The organism is Sphingosinicella sp. (assembly GCF_013911755.1).
Lineage (GTDB): Bacteria > Pseudomonadota > Alphaproteobacteria > Sphingomonadales > Sphingomonadaceae > Sphingosinicella.
In genome coordinates, this window is sequence record NZ_JACESP010000009.1 from 53,162 (window position 1) to 64,610 (window position 11,449).

8 protein-coding genes are annotated in these 11,449 nt (G+C 63.7%); 4 read left to right on the forward strand and 4 right to left on the reverse strand.

The genetic code is table 11. The features are described from left to right. Nucleotides 1–55 precede the first annotated feature (55 nt). The 3 genes from H2052_RS08250 to gabT are packed head-to-tail and all read left to right on the forward strand — an operon-like array spanning nucleotide 56 to nucleotide 4,219. Nucleotides 56–1,429: an aspartate aminotransferase family protein gene (locus H2052_RS08250; protein WP_293780031.1), complete on the forward strand. Its 1,374-nt coding sequence runs from the start codon at nucleotides 56–58 to the stop codon at nucleotides 1,427–1,429. Next, on the forward strand, nucleotides 1,429–2,892 hold the full coding sequence (locus tag H2052_RS08255; protein WP_293780033.1) for an NAD-dependent succinate-semialdehyde dehydrogenase: 1,464 nt from the start codon (nucleotides 1,429–1,431) through the stop codon (nucleotides 2,890–2,892). Before H2052_RS08250 ends, H2052_RS08255 begins: the two co-directional genes overlap by 1 nt. A gap of 13 nt (nucleotides 2,893–2,905) precedes the next feature. Next, entirely contained in the window at nucleotides 2,906–4,219 is a 1,314-nt protein-coding gene (gabT, locus tag H2052_RS08260; RefSeq protein WP_293780035.1) for a 4-aminobutyrate--2-oxoglutarate transaminase, read from the forward strand. A 15-nt stretch (nucleotides 4,220–4,234) separates the two neighbouring features. Here the strand turns inward: gabT and H2052_RS08265 are convergent, their stop codons facing one another. From H2052_RS08265 to H2052_RS08280, 4 genes are all read right to left on the reverse strand, one after another. After that, nucleotides 4,235–5,203: a LysR substrate-binding domain-containing protein gene (locus H2052_RS08265; RefSeq protein ID WP_293780037.1), complete on the reverse strand. Its 969-nt coding sequence runs from the start codon at nucleotides 5,201–5,203 to the stop codon at nucleotides 4,235–4,237. A gap of 120 nt (nucleotides 5,204–5,323) precedes the next feature. Further along, entirely contained in the window at nucleotides 5,324–7,453 is a 2,130-nt protein-coding gene (locus H2052_RS08270; RefSeq protein ID WP_293780039.1) for a TonB-dependent receptor, read from the reverse strand. 126 nt (nucleotides 7,454–7,579) lie between these two features. Next, nucleotides 7,580–8,752 carry an acyl-CoA dehydrogenase family protein gene (locus H2052_RS08275; protein WP_293780041.1) on the reverse strand — a complete coding sequence of 391 codons (1,173 nt, stop codon included), beginning with the start codon at nucleotides 8,750–8,752 and terminating at the stop codon, nucleotides 7,580–7,582. Between the two features lie 26 nt (nucleotides 8,753–8,778). Continuing rightward, a complete protein-coding gene (locus H2052_RS08280) occupies nucleotides 8,779–10,077 on the reverse strand; it encodes a P1 family peptidase (protein WP_293780043.1) in 1,299 nt (432 codons plus the stop codon). Between the two features lie 286 nt (nucleotides 10,078–10,363). Here H2052_RS08280 and H2052_RS08285 point away from each other — a divergent pair, with 286 nt between their 5' ends. Beyond that, nucleotides 10,364–11,428, forward strand: coding sequence for a PepSY-associated TM helix domain-containing protein (locus H2052_RS08285; RefSeq protein WP_293780045.1), 1,065 nt, complete (start codon nucleotides 10,364–10,366; stop codon nucleotides 11,426–11,428). The last annotated feature ends 21 nt before the right edge of the window (nucleotides 11,429–11,449 follow it).

The following is an 11,449-nucleotide window of genomic DNA, read 5'->3' on the forward strand; positions in this document are numbered from 1 at the left end:
GCGCGCATGGGTTCCCGCCGCAAACGCGGGCCGAAACCGTGAGGAATTTGAGTTCATGCTTCGCAACTTCGCCGATACCGCCGCGCTCCAGTCCGTCGATGCCGCGCACCACGTCCATTCGTTCGCGGATCCGAAGGCGCTCGCGGCAAAGGGCACGCGCATCATCACGCAGGGCAAGGGCTGCTACGTGTGGGACAATGAAGGCAACCGCCTGCTCGACGGCATGGCGGGCCTCTGGTGCGTCGCAGTCGGCTACGGGCGCCCCGAGCTTTCGGACATCGCCGCGCGGCAGATGAACGAGCTCGCCTACTACAACAACCACTTCGGCACCGCGACGCCGCAGATGATCGAACTCGCCGAAAAGATCGCGAAGCTGACGCCAGAGGGGCTCGATCACATCCTGTTCGCGAATTCCGGCTCGGAAGCGAACGACACCATCGTCCGCCTCGTCCGCCGCTACTGGATGCTGCAGGGCAAGCCGACGAAGCAGACCTTCATCGGCCGCGACCTCGGCTATCACGGCAGCACGCTTTGCGCCGTCGGCCTCGGCGGCATGTCGCACATGCACGGTATGGCGCCCCAGATGCTGCCCGGCTTCGCGCACATCATGCACCCGCACCACTATCTGCTCGGCGACGGCCTGACGCGCGACGAGTTCGGCCTGAAGGCCGCGCGAGCGCTGGAGGAAAAGATCCTCGAACTCGGGCCGGAGAACGTCGCCGCGTTCATCGGTGAGCCGCTGCAGGGCGCGGGCGGCGTTATCGATCCGCCCTCCACTTACTGGCCGGAAATCCAGCGCATCTGCCGCCAATACGACATCCTGCTCGTCGCCGACGAAGTGATCTGCGGGTTCGGCCGCACCGGCGAATGGTTCGGATCGCAATATTACGACATCAAGCCCGACCTGATGCCGATGGCGAAGGGCCTGTCTTCCGGCTACCTGCCGATCGCCGCCGTCGCCGTGGGCACCAGGGTGTTCGAGGTGTTGAACGAGGGCGGCCTCCTCGCGCACGGTTTCACCTATTCGGGCCATCCGGTCGCCTGCGCGGTCGCGAGCGCCAATATCGACATCATCGCGAACGAAGGCCTCGTCGATCGCGTCCGCGAGGATGTCGGCCCCTATTTCCATCAGTCGCTGCGCCAGCTCGCCGATGCGCACCCGCTTGTCGGCGAAGTGCGCGGCGTCGGCCTTGTCGCCGCGCTGCAACTCGTGCGTGCCAAGGCGCCAAAGACGGTCTTCACCGCCGAGGAGCAGGCCTCCATCCATTGCCGCGAGATACTGTGGGAGAACGGCCTCATCGCCCGCGCGGTCGGGCAGGCGATGGTGCTGAGCCCGCCGCTCGTCATCACACGCGCGGAGATCGACGAGATGGTCGGGAAGCTGAAAACCGGTCTCGATGGCACCGCTCAAGCCTTCGGTGTGCTGTGATGGCGCTGCCCATCTCGACCGCAGCGGCGGAACTCATCGCTCGTGGATTGAAGCTGGGTGAGCCGGCAGCGCGAACCTTCGCGGTCTTCAATCCGGCAAATGGCGCGCACATTGCCGATGTCGCGGACGGCACCGCCGACGACATGCGCGCTGCAATCGCGAAAGCGAAATCGGCCTTCCCGGCGTGGAGCGCACTCACCGCCAAGGAACGCGGCGCCATCCTCCGCCGCTGGCACGGGCTCGTCGTTGAGAATGCCGACGTGCTCGCCGAAATCCTGACGCTGGAACAAGGCAAGCCGCTTGCCGAGGCGCGCGGCGAAATCCTGTTCGGCGCGAATTTCATCGAATGGTTCGCCGAGGAGGCGAAGCGCGTTTACGGCGACATCGTTCCCGCCCACGCACCCGACAAGCGCTGCCTCGTTCTGAAGCAGCCCGTCGGCGTCGTCGGCGCGATCACGCCGTGGAATTTCCCGAGCGGCATGATCACGCGCAAGGTCGCCCCTGCGCTCGCGGCGGGCTGCACGATTGTCGTGAAGCCGGCTGAAGATACGCCGCTCTCGGCGCTCGCCCTCGCCGTGCTGGCAGCGGACGCCGGCCTTCCCGAAGACGTGATGACGGTGGTGACGGCGGCGCAGGCCGCCGAAGTGGCCGGCGTGCTGACGGCAAGCCCAGACGTCCGCAAACTCTCCTTCACCGGCTCCACGCGCGTCGGCAAGCTGCTGATGCGCCAATGCGCGGATACGGTGAAGAAGCTCAGCCTCGAACTCGGCGGCAACGCGCCGTTCATCGTCTTCGAAGACGCCGATCTCGATGCCGCGGTTGCGGGCGCAATGGCCACGAAATTCCGCAATGCCGGGCAGACCTGCGTGTCGGCAAACCGCATCTATGTGCAGTCCGGCGTCATGACGGCCTTCGCGCACAAATACGCGGAGGCGGTGCGTATGCTCAATGTCGGCGATGGCTTCGAAAGCGGTACGCAGATCGGCCCACTCATCAATGTCGCGGCAGTGGAGAAGGTCGACAGCCTCGTGCAGGATGCACTCGGCAAGGGCGCTGTCGCCGTGCTCGGCGGCGGGCGGCACGAACGCGGCGGCAACTTCTACGCGCCGACAGTCCTCACCGGCGTCCTCCCCGAAATGGACATCGCGCACGCCGAGATTTTCGGCCCCGTCGCGCCGCTCACACCCTTTGAAACCGAAGCCGAAGTCATCGCCCGCGCAAACGACACGCCCTATGGCCTTGCCGCCTATTTCTGGTCGCGCGACATCGGGCGCGTGTTCCGTGTGGCCGAAGCGCTGGAATATGGCATGGTCGGCGCCAACGAGGTGCTGACGTCGAACGAGGGCGCGCCGTTCGGCGGGATCAAGGAGTCGGGCATGGGGCGCGAAGGGTCGCGCTACGGCATCGAGGATTTCGTTGAAATCAAGTATCTCGCGCTCGGCGGAATCGCCGCGGCGGCATGAACAGGAGAGCGATATGAAGACCAGCAATGAAGTGCTCGAAGCGCGCGTTGAAGCCGTGGCGCGCGGCGTCTCCCACGTCACCAGCATCGTTTGCGACCGCGCGCGGAATGCAGAGATCTGGGATCTTGAAGGACGCCGCTATATCGATTTCGCCGCCGGCATCGCCGTCTGCAACACAGGCCACAATCACCCGGATGTGAAGGCCGCCGTGATCGCCCAGCTCGACCGCTTCACGCACACGAGCTTCAACGTCGCCATGTACCCGCAATATGTCGAACTCGCGCAGCGCCTGAACGCGCTCGTACCCGGCAGCAGTCCGCGCAAGACGATCCTCGTTTCGACGGGCGCGGAGGCGGTGGAGAACGCCGTGAAGGTCGCGCGCGTCGCAACGGGCCGCAGCGCGGTGATCGCCTTTGCGGCAGGCTTCCACGGCCGGACGATGATGACGATGGCGCTCACCGGCAAGGTGACGCCCTACAAGGCCGGTTTCGGCCCCTTCCCCGCCGAGGTTTTCCACGCGCGTTTCCCGGATGAAGCCGCGGGCATCACCGTTGAAGACAGCATCGCCAGCATCCACGACATCTTCCACGAAGACGTCGATCCCGCGCGCGTGGCGGCGATCATCATCGAACCCGTGCAGGGCGAAGGCGGCTTCAACATCGCGTCCGTCGAACTTCTGCAGGCGCTGCGCCAGCTTTGCGACGATCATGGCATCCTGCTCATCATCGATGAAATCCAGACCGGTTTCGGACGGACAGGCGCGTATTTCGCCCACGCCCGCGCGGGCATCGAGGCCGACATCGTCACGATGGCAAAGGGGATCGCAGGCGGCTATCCGCTCGCCGCGGTCACCGGCCGGGCTGATCTGATGGACGCCTCTCCGATAGGCGGTCTCGGCGGCACCTACGCAGGTTCACCGGTCGCCTGCGCGGCGGCACTCGCCGTGCTCGACGTCATCGAACGCGAAGGCCTTTGCGCACGCGCCGAGGCGATGGGCCAAACGATCGAGGCGCGGCTCACCGATCTTCGCGCCCGCGCGCGCAAGGGCGTGATCGGCGACATTCGCCGCCTGGGCGCGATGGTCGCGATGGAGCTTTGTTCCGCCGAAGCCCCGCACGCGGCCGACGCGGCGCTCACCCGCGCGCTGATCGCCGAGGCGCAGAAGCAGGGCCTTATCCTGATTTCCTGCGGCACCAAGGGCAACGTCATCCGCTTCCTGATGCCGCTGACGATTCCCGATGCGCAGCTTGAAGAGGGACTGACGATCCTGGAACGATCGCTCGCAGCGCTCGATGTCTTCGTCCCTCGGCTTGCCGCCGCAAGCTGAGGGCGCTGAGGGCTCTCAGGCCTTGCCGGAGAGAGATTTCGCGATCGCGTCTTTCAACCAGCGGCGATAGCGGCGGATGAGCGGTGCGTCCCAGCGGTCGCCGCGCGCGATAAACAGGTAAATGCCGTCGCTGTAGGGCTGGAAGCTTTCGAGCCCCTTCCCGATTTCGATGAGGCGGCCGCTCGCCAGATCGTCGGAGGCGACGAGATGGTTCGCAAGCGCCACGCCGCGCCCGTGCAGCGCGGCGTCGAGCGTCAGGTGGCCCTGCCACAGCTTGGGCCCCGTCAGGTCGATATCGTCGTAGATGCCGTGCGCGGAAAGCCAGTTCACCCAGGAATCGAAATTGTCTTCGTGAAGCAGCCGGTGGCGCAGCAAATCTCCCGGCTTCTCGATCCTGGCGGCGGCGGCAAGATAGTCTGGGCTCGCCACCGCGACGATGGGCACGCGCGCAAGTTCGATGTGGCGCAGCTTGGGCCCCAGCAGGAACGGCGAGCCGTATGTCGGCACGAAGCGGATGTCGATGTCTGTTTCGTGCGATCCGAAATCCGGGCTGCGATCCGTGGGGCGTATTTCGATCTGCACCGACGGATCGAGCCGCTCGAACGCGCCGACACGGCGGGACATCCAGTGCAGCGCGAATCCCGGCATACACCAGATATGCAGGCGGTGTTCGCTTCCCCGTCGGATCAGCTCCATCGTGGCATCGGCCAGCAGATCGAGCGCCATCGCGACCTGCTCGTGGTAGCGAATGCCGGCTTCGGTAAGCACCACCCCGGCGGACGTGCGCTCGATGAGCGCCGTACCGGTCCAGGTTTCGAGGGTTCGCAGATGGCGGCTGATCACCGCGTGATCGCGGCCGAGGCTCTGCGCGGCCCGCCGCACGCCTTTCAGGCGTGCAACCGCATCGAACGCGCGCAGAGCTTCAAACGGCGGCAGCGACTTGCGCGACGGCGGATTGACGCCCTTGACCTTACGCTCCAGCACATAACCCTCCCGGCCGGACGGAGCTTCCCATCCCGGCCGGTTGGGGTCAAGAACCGGTGAACCAAGCAACGCGAATACCTTGGATAAGGGCGGCACCCTGGAAGACGCCGCCCATTTCGCTCAGAAGCTGACCGAACCCTTGATGCCGATCACGCGCGGCCGCGTGCGGTTCGAGTTCGCCCAACCCTGATAGGGGTCGATCGCCTTGTTCACGTTGGCGATGTTCTGGCCGTATAGCTCGACACCGACCGCGCCGAATGTCGCCCCGATCCGCGCATTCAGGAGTCCGATGTCGTCCGATGCCTGCGGCAACACCGACGGCAGGAAGCTCGACCGGTCGATATATGTCACCTTGTCGCGGTAGCTGTAGTCCACGCGCACGAAGCCGGGCACGTTCGCCGCCCAGTCGAATTCGTAATTCGTACCGAGCGTGATGCTGAACTTCGGCGTGTAGTCGGTGCGATCGCCCGGAATATTGACCGTATCGGCGGCATCCGTTGCAACGATCTCGCTGTCGAGATATGCGGCGCTTGCCGTAAACGTGAGGCCGGTTGTCGGACGCACAGCCGCGCCCACTTCGATGCCCTTCACCTCGACCTTGCCGATATTGCTCGACTCCGAGAGGAAAGCGCCGTTCACGTTCACAAGGCGACGGCGCACCATATCCTTGTACTGCGTAAAGAACGCGGCGATGTCGTAGCTGAACGTGCCATCCGACGTCATGCCCTTCGTGCCGATCTCGTACGTGAAGATCTTCTCGGGGTTGTAAGCTGCGAACGGCGCTGAGTTGAAACCGCCCGAGCGGAAACCCTTGGCAACGTTGGCGTAAATGCTGCCGTTATCCGAATACTGGTACGAGATGTAGAGGCGCGGGTCGACGGAATCGAACTTCGCCGACTGCTCGACACCGGTTCCCGGCGCGTACTCGATCAGGCTCGTCTGCTTGTCCTTGAAATAACGGATGCCGGCGCCGACGGTCAGGCGATCCATCAGCTTGTAGGACGCATCGGCGAACAGCGAGTAGGACTCTGAACTGGATTTCGAGAGATAATATAGATCGCCGATGAGAAAGCCCCCGCCCTCCGAAATGTCGGCGCCAGGCGCATAGAGATATTCGTACAGGGCAAGCAGAGACCTGTCGCCTTCGCTGTAGAAGGCGCCCAGCGTCCATTCGAACGGTCCACCTGAAGACGTGAGACGGAGTTCCTGGCTGAACTGATCGGCGTCCACCCAGCGGTCGTCATTGCCCTCGACGATGTTGTACGAATAATTGCCCGGCCGCGGAATGTAGGTGAACGGATACTGGTGCTTGTGCTCGATATAGGTCGTGGCGCTCACGAGTTCCGCGAAGCCCATGTCGTAGCGGAGTTCGAGATTGTAGAGATCGAAGTCGAACTCCTTGGGGATCATCACCTTGCTGCGATCCGGGCCGATGTCGACCGTGCGGTCCGGCTCTTCGAAGCCCGTGCCGAGCTTGGTGTCGGCGCGGTGGATCTGCACCATGCCTTCGGCGCGGAAGTTGTCACCTGGCGTCCACAGCAGCTTGGCGCGCACATTGATAAGCTCGGTGCCGTTACCGTCCTTGATCCCGGCCTCCGGCTGGTCGATCCAGCCACCGCCCTGCTCATAGGCGCCCGCTATACGCAGCGCGAGCTGATCCTGCACCAGGGGGATATTTAGCACGCCGCTCAGCTTCGTACCAACCTCGCCGCCGGCTACATTGTAAACTTCGCCCTCGACCTTGCCTTCGAACTGGCTGGTGTTCGGGTCGTTGGTCACGAAGCGGATCGTACCGCCCGCCGACCCCTGACCATAGAGCGTGCCCTGCGGACCCTTCAGCACCTCGACGCGCGCAAAGTCGAGCGGGACCGGGCTCAGCTGGTCGTAACCGGAAAGCGAAAGCGGCGCTTCGTCGAGATACATGCTAACGAGCGCGCCGGAGCCTGACTGGTTGGCGAGGCCGCGCAGGAAGATCGTGTAGCTGCCGGGGCCGTCCTCACGCATCGTGAGGCCGGGAACCGCGAACGACAGGTCCTGTACATTGTCGATGCCGCGCTGTTCGAGATCCTCGCCGCCGAGCACCGAAATCGCCATCGGAACGTCGATGAGACGCTGCTCGCGCTTCTGGGCCGTGACAACGATCACTTGACCGCTGTCGACCGCGTCAGCCGACTCCTGCGCGTAAGCCGTTGTCGCAGCCAGCATCGCGAATGCAGAAATACCTGCGACGAATGTTGTTCTGGTAACCATTGCTACCCCCTCTTTTGCAGCTTCGTTATTGACTAAAAAGGCTATGGAAGCGCCGCTTTCACGGCAGATGCGAAAATCGCGACATGCGGTGCAATGAAGGCACCACCATGGATGGCACCTGAGCCATCAGGCGAAAGCCGCGATACCGGTCTGCGCACGCCCCAGGATTAGTGTGTGAACGTCGTGCGTGCCTTCATATGTATTGACCGCCTCAAGGTTGCAGACGTGACGCATGACGTGAAACGCACCCGAAATGCCGTTGCCGCCATGCACGTCACGCGCCGCACGCGCGACATCGAGCGCTTTGCCGCAGCTGTTGCGCTTAATAATTGAGATCGCTTCGGGAGGACACGTGCCCGCATCGAGCAGCCGCCCGACCTTGAGGCAGGACTGCAGCCCGATTGCGATTTCCACCTGCATTTCCACGAGCTTGCGCTGCACGAGCTGGTTCGCCGCGAGCGGCCGGCCGAACTGGTGGCGTTCAAGCGCGTATGTCCGGGCTGCCTGCCAGCACGCCGCAGCGGCACCCAGCGCCCCCCAGCCGATGCCGTAGCGCGCCTTGTTAAGGCATCCGAACGGACCCTTCAGGCCTTGCACGTTCGGCAGCAGGTTCTCTTCGGTCACGAAGACGCCGTCCATCACGATCTCACCGGTAATGGAAGCACGTAATGCAAGTTTGTCGTTGATTTCGGGTGTCGACAGTCCCTCGGCACCGCGTTCGAGAACAAAACCGCGGATCACGCCGTCAAGCTTTGCCCAGACCACCATCACATCCGCGATCGGCGCATTCGTTATCCACATCTTGGTGCCCGTGAGGCGATACCCGCCTGGAACACGGTCTGCGCGCGTCGCAAGGCTTCCTGGATCAGACCCGGAACCAGGCTCGGTGAGGCCGAAACAACCGACCAGTTCGCCCGAGATCAGCCCCGGAAGCCAGCGCGCGCGCTGCGCGTCCGAGCCGTAGGCGTGAATGGGATGAATGACGAGGCTCGACTGCACGCTCATCGCCGAGCGATAGCCGGAGTCCACGGCCTCCACCTCGCGCGCGATCAGCCCATAAGCGACATAACTGGCCCCGACGCCGCCGTCCGCCTCCGGGATCGTGGCGCCAAGCAGGCCGAGCGCGCCCATCTCGCGCAGGATCGCGCGGTCGAACACCCCCTCGCGATTGGCATCCACGATGCGCGGCAGAAGCTCGCCTTGGGCATAGGCGCGCGCTGTATCGCGGATCAGCCGCTCCTCGTCCGTCAGTTCGGAATCGAGGGCGAGCGGGTCCATCCAGTCGAACTGGGTCAGCATACCGGAAATGTCTCCTTAGGTTGGGTTCAGCGGCGTTTCAGGCCGCGCTGCTGCCAGCGTCCGGGGTTGATGATGAGACCGCCGCGACCGTCGAAGCGAAGCAGGGTTGGGTATCGGCCCGGCACCACATAGTCTCCGCCTTCCGTCGGGATAATTTCAACTGCGGTCTCCTTGGGGATGCCGAAGACCTTGCGTTCGCCGACGGCCTGACCGAGCAACCGTCCGCCTTCCACCTTGAGATCCAGCGCGGCGAGTGGGCTGAACGTGTAACGGCCCGCGATCTTGCCGAGATCGGCGGCACTCACCACGCGGCGCGGCGGAGCCTCCAGCGCGGCCTGCGGCTGCGGCGGCACGGCGCTGAGGATTGCATCCCACATCACCTCGGACGTGATCGTGCCGATGTCGAGCAGACTGATACGCTTGTCGTCGGCGGGGGTGTATTCGGCCGTGGAGACGGCGTAGAGCACGTCACCGTCGAACTCGGTCTGGAACGGCTGAATGCCGCGCGCCATTGAGGTATGCACCTGAATGGCCAGTCGTTTCAGCTCCCATGGCTCCATCTTCTGGTTCACGACGATCAGGCTGATCGTCGTGTTCTTTTTCTCGGCGGAAGGGGCCACACCCGTCCATCCCGGCTTCCCGCTGCCGGGTGTTCCGGCCAGAATGTCATGAGTCTTGAACCCGGCCGGCCATGTCTTGTCCGGGTAGCAGGCTGCTGTACGGCCCTCCCGGTCGGTCACCACACCAAGAGCGTTCACAACCGTAAACGCCGCGATCTTCAGATCGCCGACCTGCCGAAACGCACCGCCCTGCCCCGAATGAGCGTTGCATCCGAAAATGCTGCCGCTAATCGCAGAACGGCCCGCGCCGTAAGCTCCGCGCGGGAACACGCCCGGCACCGCCGCCTTCAGCGCTGCTTGCGCGAGGCGCTTGTCCGGGTAGATTTCATTGAGGCGGCGTCCACCGAAATCGTAGATGATCGATCCCACCGTGAGGCCGACATTGTCCCAATTGCCGCCGCGATAGCCCTCGTCCTTGAGCGCCGTATTCACCGCCGTCACGGCCTCGAGGCCGTACCAGGAGCCACCCGATAGAACAACCGAGTCCAGTTCGGGGAACGGATAGCCGATCCCCAGATACTCCGTATTCACGGTGCCCGGCCCACCGCCACGGACATCGACGGCCGCCAGCATCTTTCGATTGAAACGAAAGACCGTAAGCCCCGTCGGTCCGGCCTCATACTGGCCCGTTCCGATCTTGAAGGCAGGCCAATCGAAGCGTAGCGCGTCAGGTGTATCGTAGCCGTCGTTAAGCGTGAGCTTCAAAGCGTCCTGTTCCGCGGACTGGGCGAAAAGTGGCGAAATCGGCAGCATAGCCACTACCGCCATCGCCGCGCGTAGCATTCCGTATGCCCGTGCTCGCTTCATATGAATCTCCATCCCGGCACCTTGATCATCAGAATTACGATCGCGGCTACGAAAACGAGATGCAAATGCAAAGGCCGGTGTTGCGCCGTACGCACCACCATGAACGCTCCAGTCAGCTTCCCAGCTACACGTCGGGATGCCCCTATGGCGCAAGTGTTGAAGATTTTCGGAAGGAGCAAGCATCTTGGGCATCGCGCGGTCCGGACTTCTCGGGCTTCATCGCTGGCTTAGTCTTTCAGCAATGCTGTTTTGGGTCCTGCAGGCGGCATCGGGCGTCCTGATTGTGTTCCACTGGGAGCTTGAGGACGCGCTGATCCGCGCACCGCATCACCCCACCGACCCGGCGGCGATCGAGACACGGCTCCGCGAACTGGCACCGCTTGGTTCCGGCCTCGTCATCGAATCGGTGTGGACAAGCGGCGGCGCTAGCGACCGCTACGATGTCTATGTTGAGACTCCGGACGGAGAGGCGGAACGCACGGTCCGCATCGACGGCGCAGGCAATGTGCTGCGAACACTGACGCCCATAGAAAGCGGCGTGTTCGATGCGATCATCGGTTTTCACCACGACCTTTTGGCCGGGGAAACGGGAAGCTGGATCGTCGGCATCAGCGGCCTCCTCCTCGCAAGCAACATCGTGATCGCGATGTTCATGGCGTGGCCGACAAGGAAAAGGTTGCGCGCCTTGAGACCTCCACCCAAAGCCCTGCACGGCGTTCAGCGAGTCTACGGCTGGCACCGCGCCATCGGCTTTTGGGGTATGCTTCCTGCGCTTGTCCTGTCTTCGGCGGGCGTGCTTCTGGTGTTTCAGAACAGCGTAGAGCGATGGCTCGACCCCACGTCGATCTCCGCGCCCATCGAACCATGGACAGCCGTATCGCCGCCTGGGTTCGGCAATGTGGTCGAGGCTGCCATGGCGCTTTACCCGGATGCTCGCCTCGCCGATGTCAGCTTCCCAACCGATGCTTCCGCAACCTGGCGCGTCAGACTGCGCACCGATGGCGAAGCCCGGCGCGCCTACGGTCGAACCGTGGTATTTGTGAGCGGCAACAGCGGGCAGATTCTGGCGAACCTGCCGGCTTCCGATAACACGCCCCGCAGAGCCTTTCTCGATGGACTGTTCCCGTTTCACACAGGCGAGATCGCAGGGTTGCCGGGACGTATCGCCGTTCTTGCGACAGGCCTTTGGCTGCTGAGCATGTCCTTGCTTGGTTTTTTGTTATGGAAAATGCGCCGCCGCGCGCGGTGATAACCAGTCACCAGCACACGC